Origin of the sequence: Pseudomaricurvus albidus (genome assembly GCF_018863235.1) — a bacterium.
Lineage (GTDB): Bacteria > Pseudomonadota > Gammaproteobacteria > Pseudomonadales > Cellvibrionaceae > Pseudomaricurvus > Pseudomaricurvus albidus.
This window is the reverse complement of the sequence record NZ_JAHKRS010000007.1, coordinates 63,483-86,318: the sequence shown is the minus strand read 5'-3', so window position 1 is coordinate 86,318 and position 22,836 is coordinate 63,483. Positions and strand designations below refer to the sequence as shown.

General features: G+C 52.5%; 23 protein-coding genes. 22 read left to right on the top strand and 1 reads right to left on the bottom strand.

Annotation, left to right across the window (positions count from 1 at the left end):
• The first annotated feature begins 4 nt into the window (after positions 1-4).
• The 22 genes from KOI40_RS12475 (at position 5) to KOI40_RS12370 (ending at position 22,104) form a co-directional block, all read left to right on the top strand.
• Complete coding sequence (locus KOI40_RS12475) at positions 5-1,531, top strand: HAL/PAL/TAL family ammonia-lyase (protein WP_216097860.1); 1,527 nt, start codon at positions 5-7, stop codon at positions 1,529-1,531.
• 53 nt (positions 1,532-1,584) lie between these two features.
• Positions 1,585-1,992 (top strand): acyl-CoA thioesterase, encoded by a 408-nt coding sequence (locus tag KOI40_RS12470; protein WP_216097859.1) that lies wholly within the window; start codon positions 1,585-1,587, stop codon positions 1,990-1,992.
• A complete protein-coding gene (locus tag KOI40_RS12465) occupies positions 1,992-2,585 on the top strand; it encodes an outer membrane lipoprotein carrier protein LolA (RefSeq protein ID WP_216097858.1) in 594 nt (197 codons plus the stop codon). The genes KOI40_RS12470 and KOI40_RS12465 overlap by 1 nt, the downstream gene beginning before the upstream one ends.
• A gap of 54 nt (positions 2,586-2,639) precedes the next feature.
• Entirely contained in the window at positions 2,640-5,063 is a 2,424-nt protein-coding gene (locus KOI40_RS12460) for an MMPL family transporter (protein ID WP_216097857.1), read from the top strand.
• Between the two features lie 44 nt (positions 5,064-5,107).
• Complete coding sequence (locus KOI40_RS12455) at positions 5,108-6,397, top strand: NAD(P)/FAD-dependent oxidoreductase (RefSeq protein WP_216097856.1); 1,290 nt, start codon at positions 5,108-5,110, stop codon at positions 6,395-6,397.
• A complete protein-coding gene (locus KOI40_RS12450) occupies positions 6,394-7,005 on the top strand; it encodes a DUF3261 domain-containing protein (RefSeq protein WP_216097855.1) in 612 nt (203 codons plus the stop codon). The genes KOI40_RS12455 and KOI40_RS12450 overlap by 4 nt, the downstream gene beginning before the upstream one ends.
• 1 nt (position 7,006) lies before the next feature.
• Positions 7,007-8,188, top strand: coding sequence for a beta-ketoacyl-[acyl-carrier-protein] synthase family protein (locus KOI40_RS12445; RefSeq protein ID WP_216097854.1), 1,182 nt, complete (start codon positions 7,007-7,009; stop codon positions 8,186-8,188).
• Complete coding sequence (locus KOI40_RS12440) at positions 8,185-8,679, top strand: hotdog family protein (protein ID WP_216097853.1); 495 nt, start codon at positions 8,185-8,187, stop codon at positions 8,677-8,679. Before KOI40_RS12445 ends, KOI40_RS12440 begins: the two co-directional genes overlap by 4 nt.
• Positions 8,680-8,681: 2 nt before the next feature.
• Positions 8,682-9,407, top strand: coding sequence for a 3-oxoacyl-ACP reductase FabG (gene fabG, locus KOI40_RS12435; RefSeq protein ID WP_216097852.1), 726 nt, complete (start codon positions 8,682-8,684; stop codon positions 9,405-9,407).
• Between the two features lie 19 nt (positions 9,408-9,426).
• Entirely contained in the window at positions 9,427-10,653 is a 1,227-nt protein-coding gene (locus KOI40_RS12430; RefSeq protein WP_216097851.1) for a beta-ketoacyl-ACP synthase, read from the top strand.
• 87 nt (positions 10,654-10,740) lie between these two features.
• Positions 10,741-11,499 (top strand): hypothetical protein, encoded by a 759-nt coding sequence (locus KOI40_RS12425; protein WP_216097850.1) that lies wholly within the window; start codon positions 10,741-10,743, stop codon positions 11,497-11,499.
• Positions 11,500-12,270: 771 nt separating this feature from the next.
• Positions 12,271-13,470, top strand: a complete 1,200-nt coding sequence (locus tag KOI40_RS12420) for a Re/Si-specific NAD(P)(+) transhydrogenase subunit alpha (RefSeq protein ID WP_216097849.1) — start codon at positions 12,271-12,273, stop codon at positions 13,468-13,470.
• Between the two features lie 10 nt (positions 13,471-13,480).
• On the top strand, positions 13,481-13,765 hold the full coding sequence (locus KOI40_RS12415) for an NAD(P) transhydrogenase subunit alpha part 2 (RefSeq protein WP_216097848.1): 285 nt from the start codon (positions 13,481-13,483) through the stop codon (positions 13,763-13,765).
• A gap of 12 nt (positions 13,766-13,777) precedes the next feature.
• The gene (locus KOI40_RS12410; protein ID WP_216097847.1) at positions 13,778-15,205 is read left to right on the top strand and encodes an NAD(P)(+) transhydrogenase (Re/Si-specific) subunit beta; all 1,428 of its coding nucleotides are present in this window, start codon (positions 13,778-13,780) and stop codon (positions 15,203-15,205) included.
• 167 nt (positions 15,206-15,372) lie between these two features.
• Positions 15,373-15,909: a DUF3833 domain-containing protein gene (locus KOI40_RS12405; RefSeq protein WP_216097846.1), complete on the top strand. Its 537-nt coding sequence runs from the start codon at positions 15,373-15,375 to the stop codon at positions 15,907-15,909.
• 214 nt (positions 15,910-16,123) lie between these two features.
• Positions 16,124-17,434 (top strand): NAD(P)/FAD-dependent oxidoreductase, encoded by a 1,311-nt coding sequence (locus tag KOI40_RS12400; protein WP_216097845.1) that lies wholly within the window; start codon positions 16,124-16,126, stop codon positions 17,432-17,434.
• A gap of 178 nt (positions 17,435-17,612) precedes the next feature.
• Entirely contained in the window at positions 17,613-17,951 is a 339-nt protein-coding gene (locus KOI40_RS12395) for a YkvA family protein (RefSeq protein WP_216097844.1), read from the top strand.
• A 48-nt stretch (positions 17,952-17,999) separates the two neighbouring features.
• Positions 18,000-18,464: a DUF3465 domain-containing protein gene (locus KOI40_RS12390; RefSeq protein WP_216097843.1), complete on the top strand. Its 465-nt coding sequence runs from the start codon at positions 18,000-18,002 to the stop codon at positions 18,462-18,464.
• A gap of 166 nt (positions 18,465-18,630) precedes the next feature.
• Positions 18,631-19,371 carry a DMT family transporter gene (locus tag KOI40_RS12385; protein ID WP_233710245.1) on the top strand — a complete coding sequence of 247 codons (741 nt, stop codon included), beginning with the start codon at positions 18,631-18,633 and terminating at the stop codon, positions 19,369-19,371.
• Positions 19,372-19,393: 22 nt separating this feature from the next.
• The gene (locus KOI40_RS12380) at positions 19,394-19,975 is read left to right on the top strand and encodes a GNAT family N-acetyltransferase (RefSeq protein WP_216097841.1); all 582 of its coding nucleotides are present in this window, start codon (positions 19,394-19,396) and stop codon (positions 19,973-19,975) included.
• 130 nt (positions 19,976-20,105) lie between these two features.
• Positions 20,106-21,191, top strand: coding sequence for a DUF2817 domain-containing protein (locus KOI40_RS12375; protein WP_216097975.1), 1,086 nt, complete (start codon positions 20,106-20,108; stop codon positions 21,189-21,191).
• The gene (locus KOI40_RS12370) at positions 21,160-22,104 is read left to right on the top strand and encodes an alpha/beta fold hydrolase (RefSeq protein ID WP_216097840.1); all 945 of its coding nucleotides are present in this window, start codon (positions 21,160-21,162) and stop codon (positions 22,102-22,104) included. Before KOI40_RS12375 ends, KOI40_RS12370 begins: the two co-directional genes overlap by 32 nt.
• Positions 22,105-22,174: 70 nt before the next feature.
• Here KOI40_RS12370 and KOI40_RS12365 read toward each other — a convergent pair whose 3' ends face one another.
• Positions 22,175-22,549, bottom strand: a complete 375-nt coding sequence (locus tag KOI40_RS12365; RefSeq protein ID WP_216097839.1) for a hypothetical protein — start codon at positions 22,547-22,549, stop codon at positions 22,175-22,177.
• Positions 22,550-22,836: the final 287 nt, after the last annotated feature.

The window sequence follows — 22,836 nt, the reverse complement described above, 5'->3', positions numbered from 1 at the left end:
TAGTATGATTACCTTTGATAACACCCCATTAACCATTGAGGATGTTGTTGCCATTGCCCTGCAACAACAGTCGGTTCAACTCAATCAGTCGGAAGATTTTCGCCAGCGCATCGCCAAAGGCAGCGAATTCCTCGACCGCCTGCTGGCCGAAGACGGTGAGATTTACGGAGTCACGACCGGCTACGGTGATTCCTGTACCGTCACCATTCCCTCCGAACTGGTTGCGGAACTGCCGAAACATCTCTTCACCTTTCACGGTTGTGGCATGGGGAATATGCTGACACCCACGATGGCAAGAGCGGTTTTGGCTGCACGCATGACTTCGTTATGCCAGGGATACTCAGGTGTCAGTCTGACATTGCTTGAACAACTTGAAACCCTGTTCAAACACGACATCATGCCGGTCATTCCGGAAGAGGGTTCAGTGGGAGCCAGCGGCGATCTCACACCACTGTCCTATGTCGCGGCGGTACTCTGCGGTGAGCGGGAAGTGTATTTCAACGATGAAATCAAACCCACTGCCGAGGTGTTTGCACAGCTGGGCATCCAACCCATCACCCTGCGCCCGAAAGAAGGGTTGGCGATCATGAATGGCACTGCCGTCATGACCGGTCTTGCATGCATGGCCTACTCCCGCGCTCAGTACCTTTCAAAACTCGCCACCCGAATTACTGCGCTGTGCACATTGGCCTCGAAAGGCAACGCACACCACTTCGACGAAACTTTATTCAGCGTTAAACCCCACCCTGGACAACAGCGTGTCGCCAGCTGGTTGCGCGAAGACCTGCACGCCGGCGAGCCGCCTAGAAATCCCAAACGTTTGCAGGACCGTTACTCCCTGCGCTGTGCACCACACGTAATTGGTGTACAGGAAGACGCCCTGCCCTGGTTGCGTCAACTTATCGAAAATGAACTCAACAGCAGTAACGACAACCCGATTATCGATGCCGAGGGTGAACACGTGTTACACGGCGGGCACTTCTATGGCGGTCACATCGCACTGGCCATGGACACCCTGAAAAATACCGTGGCCAACATTGCAGACCTTTTGGACCGGCAACTGGCCATGCTCGTAGACACCAAGTTCAATCATGGACTGCCAGCGAACCTGTCCGGCGCTCAGGGGTCGCGCTGTGCCATCAACCACGGTTTTAAAGCGGTTCAGATTGGAGCCTCCGCCTGGACGGCTGAAGCGTTAAAACAAACCATGCCTGCCAGTGTCTTTTCCCGCTCCACAGAATGCCACAATCAGGACAAGGTCAGCATGGGCACCATTGCCGCCCGGGACTGCCTGCGCGCGTTACAACTGACCGAACAGGTCGCCAGTGCCGCATTGTTAGCGACTTGTCAGGGCGTTGAATTGAGAATTCGCCAACAGGAACTGTCAGCTGACTCCCTGGCTCCCGCACTTGCCAACACCATAGAGCAGGTACGCCAGATCAGTCCGTTTCTGAATGAAGATCGAGCACTGGACAAGGAATTGCGTCAGACTGTTAGCGCCATTCAGAATCAATCCTGGACGCTCTATTAAGCTTGCAACTCTCCGGAGCGATACAGGCAAGTCCTAAAAAGGTGAATGTTGTTATGCATGAAGCTGAAGTTGAAATTACCATTCCGTTCCACGATGTCGATATGATGGAAGTGGCCTGGCACGGCCACTACGCCAAATATTTCGAGCTGGCTCGCTGCGCCGTTCTGGACAGCATCGATTATAACTATCTGCAGATGAAGGAATCAGGCTACGCCTGGCCTGTTATCGATCTGCGGATTCGCTACCCCCAACCCACGGTCTTTGGTCAAACGGTCATTGCCAGAGCGAAAATCAGCGAATGGGAAAACCGTTTGAAAATTGATTATGAGATTCGTGACAAAACCTCCGGCAAACGCCTGACCCGAGGTCATACGGTTCACGTAGCGGTCGACATTGAAACCCGTGAAATGCGCATGGAATCCCCTGCGATTCTGTTCGAAAAGCTGGGAGTTACACCATAATGCCACGGACGCCCACAGCACTCGCTTATCTGCTGTTGCTGATCGCAAGTCTGTTAACCAGCTTGGCAAACGCATCCACTGTCACACTGGACGACATTACCGATCGCATCGACATCAGCGAACAGCTTCACGGAGAGTTTGTACAGCTAAAATATCTCAGTATTTTGCCGAACCCTCTGCGTTCCAGCGGCAACTTTTCCTTTGGACCAAATTCCGGTCTTATGTGGGAAACCATCAAACCCCTGCACAGCCGCCTGACGTTCAGCCCCGAAGGCATCTCACAGGAACAGGATGGCCAACAGGTCTGGCTGGCCCAGTCCGATCAGCCCGGCGTTGCCGTTATCGGCAAAATCATGGCGGCAATATTTACCAATGACTGGCAAACCCTGAAAGACTTTTTCAGCATCACGGTGAAACCGGATAACAACGCGCAACAATGGCAGCTGCAACTTGTCCCAAACCAGGCAACCCTGGCATCAGTGATGGAACGCATTGAACTCACCGGCGATCGCCAACTGCAACGAATCACGCTGTATGAACACAGTGGCGACCGAACAGAAATTGAATTCTTTTCAGCATCTGAAACTCCCTGACCTCAAATAAACGGTTAGCGATCGACACCCAGGCCAATAACAGACAACATGCTTATGAATATCGTCCGGCACAACCAAAGAAAACCTGCGGAGACCTGGCGCTTTATCGCCTGGACCGCAGTGGTTCTGCTGTGCGCGATACTCGCTGTAACCGAGCTTCGCAAGAATCGAAGTTTTGATACCAGCATCATGGCGCTGCTGCCAGACACTCAACACAGTGAAGGTGAACAACTGGCTCAGGAACGGTTTATGGCTACAGCCGATGACCGGCTGGTTTTTCTGGTCGCAGCACCAAGCCGCTCTGAAAGCCTTGGAGCCGCTCGCCGTGTTTACCAACATTTGTCAGACAGCGGGCAATTCGCGTCCGTCACCGGTGAAATTCAGGATTCAGTGGATGGGGAGTGGCAACAATTTTTTTACCCCTGGCGCTATCAGTTGCTCACTGATGACAGTATCCAGAGACTGGAACAACATGATGAGCGCCTGGTCACTGACAGCCTCAGCAAACTGTTCAGCCCACTGGCAGCGGCGATTGCTCCCACGCTGACCGATGACCCCATGCAACTTTTTATGCAGTGGCAACAATCGGTGCTACCACGTTCCGGTTTTGACTTGCAAAACAATTGGCTCACCCTGCAAAAGGATCAATCTTATTACCGCTTGATCACAGCCAACCTGCTTGGCGATGCTTACGACATGGCTTATCAAACAAAAGTCATGGACACCCTTCAATCGGCCAAACAGCAACTGCCGGATGGATCCCGGATGTTAATGTCCGGCCTGATCATTCACGCCGCTCACGGTGCCAAACAGGCTAAGCAGGAAATCTCGACCATCGGAGTCGGCTCGGCCATCGGTATCTTGCTGCTGCTCTTTGCCTGCTTCCGGAAATCGACTTACGTTCTTTTGGCGTTTTTACCCCTGCTGGTTGGTTGCCTGATCGCCCTGAGCCTGAGCCTGTTGATTTTTCATCGCCTGCACCTTATCACCCTGGCCTTCGGCGCCAGCCTGATAGGCGTAGCCATTGATTACTCACTGCACTATCTATGCGCCAGAGAAGATTCTGCTCATAAGCGCAGTACCAATCCTGACAGTTCGCCATCGCCTCTTCGACGGATCTTTCCCGGGCTGGCTTTGGGATTGCTGTCCAGTGTAATGGCATACGCCGCACAAGCAGCCGCCCCCTTCCCCGGCCTGCGACAAATGGCGATCTTTTCGGTATTGGGGTTGATTGGGGCCTGGATGACCGTCGTTTGCTGGCTGCCACTCCTGTCGTCCACGTCAAAAAACAACCCAGTCCGCGAGCAAACTGTGCGAAAAGGTTTTCAGCCCTGGTTGCTGCAACAATTAAGTCGTGGACGTGAACACTGGCCGACAATAAATTCACGTCGCAATCTGTTGATCCTGGGCTTTGCCATCGCGCTGTTACTGGTCACGGTGAGCAACATTCGCGGCAATGACAATCTGCACTTATTGCAAACCTCCCCGCCAGGGTTATTGAAGGAAGACGCGGCTGTTCAACAGCTGTTGTCAGCGCCTAACCCCGGCCAGTATTTTATTATTCACGCAGACACTGAACAGGCACTGCTACAGGCTGAAGAAGCGTTTAAACCTTTGCTGGATGCAGCCATTCAACAGGGACACATTCGCAACTATCAGGCCACGTCACAATTTGTTCCTTCCAATCAGCGCCAAGAAGAAAATCGCCGCCTTTACGCCAATCAGGTTTTTTCTGATACCGGTCTGATCCATACCTGGGCTCAGCAAGGGCAACTCGACCCCGTCGCCGATCAGGCCCGTGACAAATTTGCCCAATCCACGACCGAACGTCTTTCGCTACAGAGCTGGCAGCAGAGCGCCACCAGCGATCTGGCTCGGCATTTGTGGCTGGGTGAACATCACGGCACCTACTATTCCATTATTAGTCTGACAGGCATCTCTGGGGCAAACAGCCTTTCACATTTGCAATCACTGGCGGACAACCATCGACAGGCAGAGTTTTCAGACCGTGTTCACAGCATTTCCAATATGCTCAGGGACTATCGATTGCAATTGGGACAGTGGCTGTTACTGGCCTACGGACTGGTGGCACTGATGCTGGCAGTACGTTATCGCCGACATACATGGCGACTGATCGCGGCACCGGCACTGGCCAGTTTGATCACCCTGGCCACCCTGCATGGGTTGAACACCCCCATAACCATTTTCCACTCACTGGCTTTATTACTGGTTTTGGGCATTGGACTGGACGCCAGCATCTTTATGTTTGACAGCAACAACAGTCCGCACACCTGGCTGGCGGTAACACTTTCATCCATGACGACTCTACTGGCGTTCGGTTTGCTGACGTTAAGCGCTACTCCTGTGCTGCACTTTTTTGGTCAGACGGTATTAATTGGCATCATCAGCGTCTGGTTACTGGCTCCGGTTTTTACCGGACGGAATTTACAACCGCTTTCATCGCAAAGTTCTCAATGAACAAGCTGAAAACAAAAAATGGTTTATGAACTGAGATTGAAATTATGGAAGATATCCTAACTGACAACACTGCGGACAATACCGTGAACAACTCGACAGCGACGGAAGACATCGTGATTATCGGAGCTGGCCCTGCAGGGGCAGTCGTTGCTACCTTGCTGAATGCCAAAGGCTACCGGGTTCGCATACTGGAACGTCAACATTTTCCGCGTTTCTCGATCGGTGAAAGCCTGCTGCCGCAATGCATGGAATTCCTAGCCGAGGCCAACATGCTGGATGCGGTAGAGCAGCACGTCCAGGAACACCACTTCCAGTACAAAAACGGCGCCGCATTTGTACGGGGGGACAGCCAATCAGCTTTTGACTTCCGACAAAAATTCTCAGAGGGACGAGGAACCACCTATCAGGTCCAACGGGCTCCCTTTGACAATGTGCTTGCCCGCGAGGCGGAACGTCAGGGCGTAGAAATCACCTGGGGACACACTCTGGTCAATATTGAATTTGATGGCAGCGATTCGACACTGACCGTTGCAGATGAAAATCAAAACAACTACACCATCAAAACCCGCTTTGTTCTCGATGCCAGCGGTTTCGGCCGGGTGTTGCCGCGCTTGCTGGAACTGGATCGCCCCAGTGATTTTCCTGCACGGACGTCTCTGTTTACTCACGTCGAAGACAATATCCCGGAAGGTGATTTTGATCGTGAAAAAATCCTGATTACGGTTCACCATCAACACAAGGATGTTTGGTTTTGGCTGATCCCGTTTGCCCACGGTCGCTGTTCATTTGGTGTGGTTGCTCGCAGTGATTTCTTTGATCAATTCAGCGATGATCTTGACGAGCGTCTGGCCCAGATTCTCGACAGCGAACCCACGCTCAAAAAACTGCTGTCCAATGCCAACTTTGACACGCCCGCCCGGGAAATCAGCGGTTATGCCAGCAATGTGTCCCAACTCTGGGGGCCGGGATTCGCCCTGCTGGGCAATGCCGGCGAGTTCCTCGACCCGGTATTTTCCTCCGGCGTGACCATTGCCATGAAATCTGCCAGCCTGGCGGCGAGCGCTCTGGACAGACAACTGCAAGGCGAAGAAGTTGACTGGGAAGCAGAATACGCGACGCCGCTGCGCGCCGGGGTAGACACTTTCCGGGCGTTTGTTGAAGCCTGGTACGACGGTCGTTTCCAGGACATCATCTTCGCCCCCAAACAGTCCAGCGAGGTAAGAGCCATGATCAGCTCCATTCTGGCCGGATACGCCTGGGACACCAACAACCCTTATGTAAAAGACAGCGAGCACCGCATCAACGTGCTGGCCGAACTTTGCCAACTCGCATGATGCGCTTAACCACCCGTCTGAATATCGCATTGCTGTCGCTGCTTTTGGCAGCATGCAGCAGCTGGACACCACACCATCGGCTACCGGATTTGCCGCTGCTGTCGCCAGCCAGTCTGGGGGAGCAATGGCAAGTTACCCAGAGCGTCACACTTCGTCCGTTGTCAGCCCCGGCAGGCAGTGACACACACACACAAACCCTGCTGGCCGCCTGGTCAGTGACTCCCGAGCGACTGAATCTTGCGGGATTAACGCCCATGGGCCAGACGCTGCTGACTCTGGGCTACGACGGGATGGAGCTATCGGAATTCACCTCCCCACTGTTACCGGAAGCAGTCTCGGGGAGAGACATTCTCAACCAGATACAGATGGCCTACTGGCCAGTCAGTACCATTCAGCAAGTGCTGGCAGGCAGTGACTGGCAGCTGGAGGATGCGGGAGACCGAATCCTGTACTTCAGACAACGCCCCGCAATGACCATTGCCATCTCGCATGGAAACCAGACCGATACCGCATTAGAATTCATCTCCATTACAAATCACCTGATGCATTATCAACTGGAAATCCAGACGCTGACGCGAGAAAAGCTCGAATACGCAGAGAGCCCCTGACATGAACCAGCCACCCGTTTACCTCAATCACCTTGGCCTGATTTGTGCCATGGGCAATAATCCTGAGACCATTCGGCACAAGCTGTTTAATAACGGCGAGCGCTGCCTGACCACCACCGATCAATTTACCCCGGGTCGGGCACTGCCTGTTGGCGCGGTTAATGATCCACTGCCGGATTTGAGTTCCTTTCCCGTCACAGAACAAACCCGAACCAATCAGTTGATGGCCGCCGCACTTGAGCAAATTCAGCCCGCCATCGAACAGGCCAAAGAGAATATCGACCCGCTGCGTATCGGTATTGTTCTGGGCACCAGCACCAGTGGTATTGCCGAAGGCGAAGCTGCCATCAGCGATCATCTGAAACACCAGTCCATGCCGGACACTTTCGATTACCAACAACAGGAAATGGAAAATCCCGCCACAACCCTGGCCCGCTGGCTGGACGTACTGGGCCCGGCTTACGTGGTCTCCACCGCCTGTTCCTCCGGGGCCAAGGCACTCGCCAGCGCCCGCCGTTTGCTGCGCATGGGGGTTTGTGATCTGGTCATAGCCGGCGGTGTGGATTCCCTCGGCAAGCTGACGGTGAATGGGTTTTCCGCCCTGGAATCCGTCAGTGAACAACCCTGCAACCCCTTCAGCCGCAATCGCAACGGCATCAATATTGGCGAAGGCGCCGCCCTGTTTATCGTCAGTCGGGACAAAGGGCCGGTGTGTCTGAGTGGCGTGGGGGAAGGCTCCGACGCCCATCATATCTCGGCGCCTCATCCGGACGGCCTGGGGGCAGAGCGGGTCATGGCAACCGCTTTGACCAATGCAAATCTGACAGCCTCGGACATTGGTTACCTGAATCTCCATGGCACCGCGACACCGCAAAACGATAAAATGGAAAGCCGGGCTGTAGCACGGGTACTCGGAATTGAAACGCCCTGCAGCTCAACCAAGTCCCACACTGGCCACACTCTTGGAGCTGCGGGCGCCATTGAAGCCGCATTTTGCTGGCTGACACTGACCGACCCTGAGCACCGCATTCCACTGCAAGCCTGGGATGGCGAGACCGACAATGAACTGAGTGACATCTGGCTGGTGGATCAGCCCCTGAAACACAAAATCACCGCAGCCATGAGCAATTCATTTGCCTTTGGCGGCAACAATATTTCACTGGTACTGGAGCGCGCCCTGTGAGCATTGCGGCCAAAACAGACAAACCGCCCTATGACATAGCCGACCTGGTGCCCCATTCAGGTACCATGTCCTTGCTGGATGACACCCTCAGCAGCGATGAAAACTCCCTGACAGCCACGGTAGGCATTCGCCCGGACAGTTTATTTGCCACCGAACAAGGGGTTCCCGCCTGGGTAGGCATCGAATATATGGCTCAGGCTATTGCTGCCTTTGCCGGAGTGCAGGCCAGGCTGGCCGGCGAAGACATCCGCATCGGCTTTCTGGTCGGCTCACGTAAATACACCTGCGATGCGCCTTATTTTCCCATTGGCTCGACCCTGACCATCCATGTCGCCCGCGAACTGCAGGGGGAAAACGGACTCGGTGTGTTTATCTGCCGGATTACCTCTGAAACGGATTCCGCTAACATGATCGTCGCCGAAGCGAACCTCAACGTGTTCCAACCGGACGACGCGGCGGAATTTTTGAAAAACGAAATATCTGAAGGTTAATTATGGACAAAACAATCTTTGTCACAGGCTCCAGTCGCGGCATTGGTAAAGCGGCTGCCCTGCGGCTTGCCCGGGATGGGTACGACATCGTTCTGCATTGTCGCAGCGGCCTGGAACAAGCCCAACAGACCAAGCAAGAGATTGAAGCCCTCGGGCGCCACGCCCGTGTTCTGCAGTTTGATATTGCCGACCGTGACACAGCCGCCAAGGTGCTGCTCAACGACGTAGAAGAGCACGGCGCCTACTACGGTGTCGTCTGCAACGCCGGCATTGCCCGTGACAACGCCTTCCCGGCCATGAGCGGAGAAGACTGGGATCTGGTAGTGCACACCAATCTTGATGGTTTTTTTAATGTTCTGAACCCACTGACCATGCCCATGGTACGCCGCCGCAAGCCCGGACGCATTGTGGTGCTGTCTTCAGTCTCCGGAGTGATGGGCAACCGCGGCCAGGTGAATTACAGCGCATCAAAAGCCGGCTTGATCGGTGCCTGTAAAGCACTGGCCCTGGAACTCGCCAAACGCGCTATTACCGTCAACTGTGTCGCCCCAGGCCTGATTGAGACCGACATGGTAGACGAAGTTCCCGTAGAAGAAGCCATGAAGATGATCCCGGCACGCCGCATGGGCAAACCCGAGGAAGTGGCTGCAACCATCAGCTTTTTGATGTCTGAAGACGCTGGCTACATCACCCGCCAGGTGATCTCGGTCAACGGCGGAATGTGTTGATGAAACGAGTATTGTTTTGATGAAACGTGTAGTTATTACCGGCATGGCCGGTCTTTCCCCCATCGGTCTGGACTGGAAATCAGTGGCAGACAACCTCAACCGCATGAACACCGGCATTCGTCGCATGGATGAATGGGATGTTTACGATGGCCTGAATACCCGCCTGGCCGCCCCGATTACCGATTTTGAACGCCCCGCTCACTACAACCGCAAATCGGTGCGCAGTATGGGCCGTATTGCATTGCTGGCCACATGCGCAACAGAACAGGCCCTGGCTGATGCCGGACTGCTGGACGATGAAAGTATCAAAGATGGCCGTATGGGTGTGGCTTTTGGCTCCTCGGCGGGTTCCACTGCGGCGTTTAAGGATTTTGGCCGCATGCTGATCAATCAAAGCACCGATGGCCTCAACGCCAACTCCTACATCAAAATGATGGCCCATACCGCACCGGTAAACATCAGTGTGTTCTTCAATCTCAAGGGGCGGGTTCACACCACGTCCAGCGCCTGTACCTCTGGCAGCCAGGGAATTGGTTACGCATACGAGACCATCCGCTATGGCCACCAACAGTATATGATTGCCGGCGGTGCCGAAGAACTCTGTCCGACAGAAGCTGCTGTTTTTGACACACTCTACGCGACCAGCACCCGCAATGATCAGCCGGGCTCCTCACCTCGCCCATTCGATCAGGACCGCGACGGACTGGTTATTGGAGAAGGTGCTGGCAGTCTGATTCTTGAGGATCTGGATTCCGCTCTGGCTCGCGGCGCGACCATCTATGCCGAGATTGTCGGCTACGGCACCAACTGCGACGGCACCCACGTGACACAACCTCAGGCCGACACTATGCAATCCGCCATGCAACTGGCTCTCGACAGCGCGGGCTTGTCAGCCTCCGACATTGGTTACATAAGCGCCCATGGCACCGCAACTGACCGTGGCGATGTGGCTGAGTCCAACGCGACCTACAACATCTTCGGCAACCGTACCCCTATCAGCAGTTTAAAGAGTTTTACCGGTCATACACTGGGGGCCTGTGGAGCACTGGAAGCCTGGAGCAGCATCCACATGATGAACGAAGGCTGGGCTCACGCCACCGCCAATCTGGAAAACATTGACAGTGAATGTGCCGACCTGGATTACATCATGGGAGAGTCCCGCAAACTCAACTCAGAATACGTAATGAGCAATAACTTTGCTTTCGGCGGCATTAATACCTCATTGATTTTTAAACGCTGGCAATAACAGGCCCGTAATGACAACCGACTTTAATGGAAGAGATTGTTACTTTTAAAAACACCTTATAAATAAACGACAACAAGGAACTTCATAATGATAGGGAACGTCATCAACATTATCCTGCTGACCCTGCTCGCAAGCAGCGTACACGCACTGCCTTCATCTGCAGAAAAAGATCTCGAGCGCTACATTAAAATTTTTAACTCTGCAGACACTCTCCAACAAAAGAAAGCAGCACAAACACTCGAGTGGGCAGGCTTTACCGACCCTCGTTTATTTGACCGGATTGAAGTCAAACTGCTCGCTGGTTACAAAACAGCGCACAACAAAGACGATGTGGATTATTATGCATGGCTCAGCAAGGCTCTGAGCTTTTCAGGCCAAACAAAATATGTCGACACCTTGGAAAAAGTTTCAAAAGACTCGCACTCCAGCAAGCTAAAGAAACATGCTGGCACTGCACTTCAAACCCTGCCCAGGTATACAAACTGGAATCCACAAATCATTAATGAAACTCTGTGGGACCCTGCTCTTGATGTGGAAACCAACCGTTTGATTTCCATGATCAACAGCAATGACCTGTCTCTTAAACGCCTATCGGCAAAACGCTCACATTACTCTCACAACTATTCGCCCAAACTCCTGGAGACATACCAACAACAACTGCTGGCCAACTACCAAACAGCCTCCAACGACAAACTCTTTGTCGACACCTGGGCCTGGGTTACCAAAGCCCTGGCAGGATCAGCCTTACCTCAATACAAACTCACGGTATCGAAAGTCGCTGACGGCGCAAACAATCGACAACTGAAAAAATACGCAAAGAAATATTTGAACTATTACAAAAATTAATTCAAAAGCACTTCCCAACTTTTTGCTGTCAGTTAGAAAACTGACAGCAAAAGCCGACCCTTCATTGAGCATCCGACAATTCAAAATCATCGCCAACACGTCACTCTGTTTACAAGTGCGTCCAATCGATACAAGAAAACAGATCACAACTGAGTTAAATAAAAAATCGTTTTTCTTTGGCACGATTTAATTTTGTAAAAAACCAGTAACTCTCCCACAAAGAAAAATTGGAAAAAATAATGTAACTCCGCCCAACATTCATTTTCGATGGCATAAAATCCATACACAAAAACAATTTCCAACCTGTTGGTGTAAATAAAAATCCCCAGCCATTAGAGTCAACTTATTCCAGCTATAACCTCACACTAATAGATCGGCAAAAAAACACTTATAGACAATCCAGCCCTTTGTATTTTTTTGTAGATATTCTCGAGACACATTCATTTTTATTTGTCCAAAATGATCAAAAATAAACATTCAAATGGCATAAATCATCCGTTTTTACATGAAATGGCATGAATACCACGCATCAATAGAAGACATCATCTTTAAATTGCTTTACATTTGTCGGCCGCTAAAAAATACGACTCTGCCGGTTTTAGGCAGCTTCGGACCCAATAAGCGGTAACAATAATAATGATTACTACAATTAATTTATTAAATTAACCTCCATGCCCTAGGATCTGTCAGCGGTTTATGAAACTGCGCCCAGATGGGAATGGAATATAAATTGAGACCTACACGGTTATAACAGAGAACGGAGGGCACCCAGTGATCATTGGAATACCCAGAGAAACCTGTCCCGGAGAATCCCGGGTCAGTCTTGTCCCACAGAATGTCAGCGCGCTCGTCAAGAAAGGCCGCTCCATTATTATTGAAAGCGGCGCTGGTGAAGCAGCCGGTCATACCGACCAGGCGTACCAAGACGCCGGAGCGACCATTGCCGACCGCAAACAAGTGTTTGAAAAGGCTGACATCATTATTCAGGTTCAAACCCCTGGTCTGAACAAAAAAACCGGCGAGGACGACCTGGCGGATCTGGCCAGCGGTAAAGTCCTGGTTGGCATGATGGATCCACTGGCCAATCCTGAATTCGCAAAAACTCTGGCAGACAAGAAAGTCACCGGTATTGCCATGGAGCTGATTCCTCGTATCACTCGCGCTCAGGCAATGGACGTACTGTCTTCCAATGCCATGATCGCCGGCTACAAAGCCGTTTTGATTGGCGCCAGCGAACTGCCCTCCATGTTCCCCATGAACATGACTGCAGCCGGCACGCTCAACCCAGCGCGGGTATTCATCATGGGTGTGGGTGTAGCCGGTCTGCAAGCCTGTGCTACCGCCAAACGTCTGGGTGGTGTTGTTGAAGCCTATGACGTGCGTCCCGCTGCCCGCGAACAGATTCTGTCCGTTGGTGCCAAGCCGGTCGAGCTGAACATCCAGGCAGAAGACACCGAAAGCTCCGGCGGTTACGCCAAAGAGCAATCCGCCGAGTTCATTAAAGCCCAACAGGCTGCCATGGCTGATGTACTGGCTCAGCAGGATGTGGTTATCACCACCGCTGCAGTTCCAGGCAAAAAGTCACCCATCCTGGTTACTGCCGAGATGGTGAAAAGCATGAAGCCTGGCTCTGTGATCATCGATCTTGCAGCTGAGAAAGGCGGCAACTGCGAACTTACCAAGCTGGGCGAAGTGGTGATCGAAAACGGCGTCAAGATTATTGGCCCGAACAACCTCACCGCAACTGTGCCAACTCACGCCAGCCAAATGTACGGCAAGAACATTGAAAACTTGCTGAACCTGTTGATCACCGAAGACGGCAATCTGAACCTCGACTTTGAAGACGAGATCGTTCGTGAAACTGTCGTCTCCAATGATGGTGATGTGACTAACGCTCGCATGCGCGACCTGTTAGGTATGGAAGCACTGCCAGTGCCCGAGACCAACAACGACGAAGCGGCCAACAGCTAAGGAGAACATCATGGATATTTCTATCATTCACGTCACACTGTTCGTGCTGGCGATTTTCCTGGGCTTTGAACTGATTACCAAAGTCCCCCCTACTTTGCACACGCCCTTGATGTCAGGTTCTAACGCCATTTCCGGCATTACCCTGGTAGGTGCCATTCTGGCAGCCGGTCACGGTGGCGACCAGACCCTGGTTAACGTACTGGGATTCCTGGCTGTTGCTCTGGCAACCATCAATGTCGTTGGCGGCTTTATGGTGACCAACCGTATGCTCGCCATGTTCAAGCGCAAAGATTAAGGAGGCTTCACTGTGAGTCAGAATATTATTGAAATCGCCTACATTGTTGCCGCTGCGCTGTTTATCCTCGGCATCAAAGGCCTGAGCAAACCCAAGACCGCGGTTCGCGGCAACCAATTGGCTGCCGTCGGTATGCTGGTTGCCATCGTGGTTACCCTGGTCAACAGTAGCGTTGTCAGCTACGAGTGGATCGTTGCCGGTGCTATCGTCGGCGCCATCGTCGGCGCAACGCTGGCCGTTAAAATCCAGATGACGGCCATGCCTCAGCTGATTGCTGTTCTGAACGGCTTTGGTGGCGGCGCGTCCTTGACCGTTGCCGCAGCTGAGTTCACCAAGAGCCAGCCGACCGATGTCATGAATACCGTTGCCCAAATGACCGACCACGTTACCGGCGGCATGGGTACTTTTGCCATGATCGCAACCGGTCTGGCGGTGTTCATCGGTTCAGTTACCCTGACCGGTTCCTTCGTTGCTTTTGCCAAGCTGCAGGAATTGATTGACGGTCAGCCTAAAGGCTTCCCGGGCATGAAAGCCCTTAACGCCCTGCTGTTGATTGGTTCTCTGATCACCATTGGCTACCTGACCGTTGACCCGACCAACACCACCCTGTTCTGGGGTCTGGTTGGCGCAGCCTGCATCATGGGTATTCTGCTGGTTATGCCAATTGGCGGTGCGGACATGCCTGTGGTTATCTCCCTGCTGAACTCCTACTCCGGTATTGCTGCCGCAGCTGCGGGTTTTGTCATGGGCAACAGCGTGCTGATTATCGCCGGCTCTCTGGTTGGTGCATCCGGTATCATCCTGACGCAAATCATGTGTGTGGCCATGAACCGCTCACTGACCAACGTCCTGTTCGGTGTAATGGCTGAAGCGGGCGAGGCTATGGATGCCGATGAAGTCTACGCCGGCAAGGTTAAAGCCAGCTCGCCTGAAGAAGTGGCCATGATGCTCGATACTGCACGTCGCGTAGTGATCGTACCAGGCTTTGGTCTGGCCATGGCGCAGGCTCAACACGCTGTACGTGATCTGGCAGACTCCATGGAAGCCATGGGCATCGAAGTCGAATACGCTATTCACCCGGTTGCCGGTCGTATGCCTGGTCACATGAACGTACTGCTGGCCGAAGCGGAAGTGTCTTACGACAAGCTGAAGGAAATGGATGAGATCAACCCGACCTTCGAGCAAACCGATGTGGTTATTGTTATCGGCGCCAACGACGTGACCAACCCAATGGCTCGTGAAGACAAAGGCAGCCCGATTTACGGCATGCCAATTCTGAACGTCGACAAAGCCAAAACCGTGGTTGTGGTTAAGCGTTCCCTGTCTGCCGGTTTCGCCGGTCTGCCTAACCCACTGTTCGCCAAAGACAACACCCTGATGCTGTTTGGCGATGGTAAGACGGCCATTTTGGAACTGACCAAACACCTGAACGAATCCTGAGTTCAGACGTCAGTTTACTCCTGAAAGGGAGGGTGATGGATGCCATCGCCCTCCCTTTTTTTTGCCTGTTGCCAGACATTTCAAATCCCGGTCAATCCAAAACCGGTTTGCCTGCGTACTCACCAGACGAGTACTTCAAACCACCTCGACTCTGAACCGGATTCACTATGCTAAAACGCACCTCTCTCATTATTCTCATCACCAGTGTCATGATGCTGCTCAGCAGTTGCGCCCGGCACAACATTGATCGATACCAGGGCAATCTGCCCCCGTTTAATCCTGAAGAATTTTTCCAGGGCGAGTTGATCGCCAGCGGAGTATTGAAAAACCGCTCGGGAGAAGTGACCCGTTATTTTACGGCAACCATAGAAGCGAGCTGGCAAGAAGGCATCGGTACACTGGCAGAGCGTTTTGAGTTTGATGACGGTGAGATCCAGTATCGTACCTGGACTCTGACACCAACCAGCGAATACCAATTTGAGGCCACAGCTGGCGATGTGATTGGTACCGGCAGCGGCGAAGTTTCCGGCAACGCACTTCACCTGAACTACGTTCTGGAAATTACCTATAACCGCAAACCGCTGCAACTTAACGTTGATGACTGGATGTGGCGGGTCAGCCAGGACACCGTTATTAATCAATCAACGCTGACAAAATGGGGTTTTGTTGTGGGTAGCATTCAGCTTGCGATTCAAAAAAAATAATTACCTTAAGAGATCAGCCGCCAGCCAACACTGCTGCTAGAAAGGTTAGTTTCTCAGACATTGCCTCCTCGAACACACCTAGCCCGGACTCAAAACCGGGCACATCATTAGATTGAAAACACACTCAAAGGCGCGTATCTTGGCGGCTCAGGAGACATACCTGTGCCAGCTCGGCCGAATGGCACAGGTATGTTTCTTAAAATGAGTGTATCCCATGAAAATCGTTATCGTTGGTGGTGGCGCCGGGGGCCTTGAACTGGCAACCGCTTTAGGTCGCAAGCTTGGCCGCAAGAAAAAAGCAGAGATCGTTCTGATCGACCGCAATCAAACCCACATATGGAAACCCCTGCTGCACGAAGTCGCTTCGGGCTCACTGGACGCCGACCTTGATGCTGTCAGCTATCGCGCGCACGCACATAAAAATCATTTTGAATTCAAGCTGGGTACACTCGGCGGTGTGGATCGCGACCGCAAAGTGATTCTTCTGGATGCCCTTGCCGACGAGGAAGGCGAAGAAATCCTGCCACAACGTGAAGAGCCCTACGATTATCTGGTTCTCGCCATTGGCAGTGTTTCTAACGATTTTGGCGTTCAAGGCGTAGCGCAAAACTGTATTTTCCTGGACAGCCCTTCTCAGGCGCGCCGCTTTCACCAACGTCTGGTTGATCGTTTTATCCGCCTCAACCGGGAGCTGACCGATGGCAAAGCCGATCGTAAACTTCGCGTTGCCATTATTGGTGCCGGCGCAACCGGAGTAGAACTCTCTGCCGAGCTGTACAAGGCACAGGAGTGGTTCTCCACCTATGGGCTGAGCAACATCACCCCCGAACACCTTGAAGTCTCACTTATCGAGGCTGGCCCGCGATTGCTGCCGGCTCTAAATGACAGGATTTCATCAGGTGCACACCAGGAACTGGTCAAGCTCGGCGTTAGTGTCAGGGTTAATACCGCCATCACCTCTGCCGAACCCCGTCGACTGAATACCAAAGAGGGCGAAGTGATCTCCGCGGACCTGATGGTCTGGGCCGCCGGGGTTAAGGCCCCTGAGTTTTTAACCCGCATTGACGGTCTCGAACACAATCGGGCCAACCAGATTGTGGTTGAGCCCACACTACAGGCCAAAGGAGACCCCAGCATCTTCGCCCTGGGCGATTGTGCAGGCTGCCCAATCACCACACCAGATGGGCAGCAGCGCTGGGTACCGCCCAGAGCACAATCGGCTCACCAGATGGCCTCCACGGTAGAGCACAACCTCTGCGCCATCATCAAGGGCAAGTCACTGGAGAATTTCCAGTACAAGGACCTGGGCTCACTGGTTTCTCTCAGTCAATATACGGCTTTCGGTCGCCTCATGGGAGGTTTGGCCCGCGGAGGCTTAAGCCTTGAAGGCAAGGTTGCCCGCATGGCTTATGTGTCACTCTACCGAATGCATCAGGTCGCTATTCACGGCTGGACCCGGACCGCGGTGGTCGCATTGGCTGACAAGATCAATCACTTTATCCGCCCCCGCTTCAAGCTTCACTAAGTGAAGCCCCATTGCTGCCAGATGCCCGCAATCACTGCGGGGATCTGGTGAAGTAGTGGCTTTCAGGCTTGCCGTTCCTCTGTTATTGATTACTGAGCATTTCTTTACTATCACAGGTGTATGCTCGTCTGAAACAGACACACTCCAGCATCGGGGATATCCCTGATAAGGAATAAAAATGTCAGACAATATATTTGAAAACGAGTTTTCTGATGAGGGGTTCTGGAACAAGGCAAAAAAATACGCCCGCGTTGCCGGTGAGTCCGTGCTCGAACCCGCGTTAAAAATGTATTACGCCGCACAGGACCCGGACACACCGGCCTGGGCAAGAACTACCGTTTATGGTGCGCTGGGGTACTTTATAACGCCTATTGATGCCATTCCTGACATTTCCCCCTTCGTTGGCTACTCTGACGATCTCGGTGTTCTGGTTGCCGCTACCGCTGCCATTGCGGCTTATATCAAACAGGAACATACCGATAGGGCCAAGGCAAAATTGACCGAGTGGTTTGATTGATACCTATATTAAAAGACTGACGTCGTGCTAAAAACACTATTGAATGTTATGAAATCACTACTGCCGGTGCTATTTTTGGCCCTGTTGGCCTACGGTGCCGCACAATACTTTGATCCTGAAAAGAATCCTTCCGACTCAGCTCCTGCGGTTCAAAACACCGAACTGCAAAACCAGAAAATATTCGACGCATTTCAACACCAGCGAAGCGATGTGCAGGTTCAGGGAAGCGGCACAGTCACTCGCCTGTTACCGGATGACCTGAAAGGATCGAGACACCAGCGCTTTATTTTGACCTTAAGCGGAGCCCCATCTCAACGTGCACACACACTACTGGTGGCTCACAATATCGATCTGGCAGATAAGATACTCTCTTTGAAAGTCGGTGACCGAATCGACTTCAATGGCGAATACGAGTGGAATCCCAAAGGCGGCGTATTGCATTGGACCCACAAGGATCCCGACCGAAGGCACGAAGATGGCTGGCTAAAACACGCAGGTAAGCTCTATCAATAAGCCCACACTGAGTCGATCGATTAAACATTCTCTCAAGGCCTTTTGTTATACCACTCTGGCCATGATCGCTCTGGCGTCTAATTCTGTTTTATGCAGACTGGCGCTTGGGGCAGAGACCCTTGACGCAGCAAGCTTTACGGCCATTCGTCTGCTCTCGGGCGCATTAATGCTTGTGCTCATCCTGTTTATTCGCAACCTTCACAGCACTAAAGCGAACAACTCAGTCCTCACCGCTGGCAGCTGGTTTGCCAGCAGCATGCTTTTTCTCTACGCAGTCACATTCTCTTACGCATACATTACTCTTGAAACCGGCACTGGCGCTTTGGTTTTATTCGGTTCGGTGCAGTTCACTATGATCCTGATTGCCTATGGCAAAGGCCAACACCTCAATGGGTTTGAGTGGATGGGCATCGCTATTTCTTTTACAGGGTTTGTCGTATTAATCTGGCCGGAAATACGAACCCCCTCTCTGTTCGGCTGCGTGCTAATGGCGATTGCCGGTATCGCATGGGGGGTGTACACACTGGAAGGCAAAGGCTCCACAAATCCTCTCGCCGACACCACAGCTAATTTTGTGAGGTCCGTGCCACTGGTGGTCCTGCTGACGTTGTTGACGCTCAATTACGTCCAGCTGTCTACGACCGGAATACTGTTAGCGATTGCCTCAGGTGCACTCGCGTCAGGACTCGGTTACACAATCTGGTACACCGCACTCAGAGATTTAACCACCACTCAGGCAGCGATTGTTCAACTGACGATACCTTTGATCGCCGCAGCGGGAGGCGTCCTATTCGTCTCGGAAGTTCTGACACTGAGACTGATTACCTCTGCCGTATTGATTTTATGCGGTATTCTAGTGGTCAAGGTCTGGGGATCACGACACTCAGCGCCCACTAAAACCTCTTAAACACACGATGACAGGACAACACATGTACAAGGAAGTGACACTGGAAGGTTCCCACCTGCGCCTGGAGCCTCTGCAAACTCAGCACAGAGATGGCCTCATCAGAGCGATCTGTGATGGAGAGCTGTGGAAGCTGTTTGTGACTCTTATTCCGCACCCTGATCATATTGATGCTTACATGGAAAAAGCCTTTCACTCACACCGCAATGGCGAAGGCCTCACTTTTGTCACCATCGACAAGGCCAGCGGTCAAATCGTGGGATCCAGCCGTTTTATGAACGCGCATCCCCAACATCAGCGGGTGGAAATCGGCTCAACATTTTTGGCCAAACGCTATCAACGCACCCCCTTCAACACGGAGGCCAAACTGCTGATGCTCACTCATGCATTTGAGAGCCTGAAGCTTAATCGGGTCGAGTTTCTGACCGACTTTCTGAATCAAACCTCCAGAAATGCGATCCTGAGACTCGGCGCCAAAATGGAGGGCATTCTGCGCAGCCATATGGTGATGCCCGATGGCCGGGTACGAGACTCCGTGATCTTCAGCATCACCCGGCATGAGTGGCCCGGCGTGAAACAACACCTGATCTCGAAACTGAACCCCTAATACTCGATGGCACAAATCAATTATGAACTCTTGATGAATTTCATCTGGCAGACCACAGTTAAAAAGCGGAGTTTGTTATATTAGGAGGTGTTCTACATGCCACGCCTAAACCAAGCTCCAGGGAGAAAGTATCATAACCCAGTCCCCGTTTCTCGATCAGCTGACCCAACTGGAACAGCAACAACACGAGCATTTGCGTGTGACGCGACTGGTACAGATTCCCTACAAGGGTCAGTTCCTGCCAGTGCACGCCATCAGTCTGGGCAGCCAGGCACCGCAAGCCCCCTGCTTGATGTATGTAGGCGGTGTTCATGGACTGGAGCGGATTGGCACCGAAGTGGTGTTATCGTTTCTTCATACCTTGATTGAGCGACTGCAATGGGATGACTCCCTGATCAGTGGGCTGGAGCAACTGAGCCTTATTTTTGTACCAGCCCTCAATCCCGTGGGATTGATGCGCAACACTCGCGGCAATGGCAACGGGGTCGATTTGATGCGCAATGCACCTATTGACGCCGAGTCCCGTCCTCCCTGGCTCGCCGGTGGTCATCGACTTCACTCCAGCCTGCCCTGGTATCGCGGCAAAAAGAACGCGCCCATGGAAACAGAAGCACAGGCCCTGATGCAGCTGATTCGCAGCGAGTGTTTTTCACGGCCTTTCAGCATGGTACTGGACTGTCACTCGGGATTTGGCTTCAAAGACCGGCTGTGGTTTCCCTATGCATACAGTCAGAAACCGATCGACCACCTCGGTGAAGCCTATGCCCTGAAAAAACTGCTCAACCATACGTATCCCCATCTGGACTATGAATTTGAGCCACAATCAAAAAGCTACACGGCCCACGGCGACCTCTGGGATCACTTGTATCTGGAATCCTTGAACACTCAATCGACGTTTTTACCCCTGACCATGGAAATGGGCTCATGGCGCTGGGTTAAAAAAAACCCCAGACAGATCACCTCAATGATGGGGCTGTTTAACCCGGTTATGCCCCACCGTTTGCAGAGAGTGCTGCGCCGTCATATTGTGTTGATGGAATTTTTAATTCGTGCGACACGTGCCTGGGAAAAGTGGCTGCCAACCGGGCAAAATAGGCAACTCAGTTATCAACAGGCTATGGAACACTGGTACGGCCAGCAACCGCAACCGACGAACTCTCGCAGAGAAGATGACAAGCCGCGCTATGATGAATACGACACCCCCGGAACCCATTGAAAGCGACACTCATTCGCAAGCCGTAGCATCAACAGCCTCTTCTGCCCCTCGCCCGGAAGCGCCCCCACAATCCGAACCGGCTGACACTGTGTCTTCGCCGAAAAACCGGCGGCAGTCACGCCACTGGGTGCTGTTGCGCGGTTTGAGCCGGGACACTCGTCACTGGGAAGCGTTTCCCGAACAGTTGCAGCAGGCATTTCCTGAGGATCGCGTCACCTGTCTGAATTTGCCCGGCACCGGCCCCAATCATCAATTCAAGAGCCCGGCCAGGATCAGCCAGATGGTTGATTGGTTGCGCGAACACTACGCCGCCAGCCTCAAGCAGCAGCCGCTGCATTTGCTGACCATTTCCATGGGAGGGATGCTGGCAGCGGACTGGATGCACCGCTTTCCGGAAGAAGTTGCTGCCAGCGTGATGATCAACACCAGCAGCCAATTAAGTCCCTTAAGTGAACGCATGCGGTCCGGCACACTCTGGGCATTTTTAAAGGGGCTGCTGTCATCGGTGACCAAGCGGGAACAAATCATTGTTGAGCGCACCAGCAACCGCCACACCGACAATGCCGATCTCACCAATCGCTGGAGAATTTATCAGCAACAACAGCCGGTCTCGGCCAGCACCATCGTCAAGCAATTATTCGCAGCCTCACAGTTTCAACCTCAGGCGATATCGCAACCGCTACTGTTGCTGGCGTCCCGACAGGATAGAGTCGTCAACCCCAAATGCTCAGAGACACTGGCCGACTTCTGGTCTGCGGATTTACGCATGCACAAGAGCGCTGGCCACGACATACCTCTGGATGACAGTGAATGGCTGTTAACTCAGCTGCAGCTCTGGCTGGAAAAAAACGAGGGCAACACAGCCCTGTCACAGACAAAAGACGGCGCAGAAACTATCGAGGGTGTCGTCTAAGCGGGTGTGCCAGCTAACCGTTACAACTTGCTGAAAGGCACAGTTTGCTGCGGTGTGGAGTTCGAAGGGGTCAGGATGTCACCAACTGGCCACGATAAATCCGCTGCACCTGCGGCTTGTCTTCCATCATCGGTTTGACCTCAACCAATTCTGTCTGACCGCGGTAGGTTTTGGTGATGTATTTCTTTTTCGGCTCCCCATTGCCGTACTGGTCGCCATTCACATCAACCGACTTTGACAGCAGGCGATCCGGCCAGCCATCCCCAGCGACTTGAAACAACTCCTTGATCAACGTTTTAGTCACGGTATCGGTGGACATCTGATAGACCGGGATCAATTCGTTGAGCAGTTCGGGATTAGCAAGCTTAATACCGGGCTTGTCATCACTGGGCACGCGACGACGAATTTCTCTGACCAGGTCGATCATCTGTTTGTTGAAATTCACGGTGTATCCTCACCTGTGCACCACAGGAATATCTAGAGATAATAGAGAACAGAACACGCCATTCTTCCCCAAGAACTTTGGTGCTTGCATATAGCGTGCCCACTGTACAAAATTCCCACAACTTGAAGACAATCACAGCTAAACTCGCCCAAATTCGTTCTAATTTAACCCCCTTTTAATTCCCAATAGTTATTCTTTGCACCAAAAGACGACAGTGCACCGAAAAAAATTATCCGGCGCACCAAAATATTACTCAGGACTAATCAAAACTGTTAATCAAAACAAGA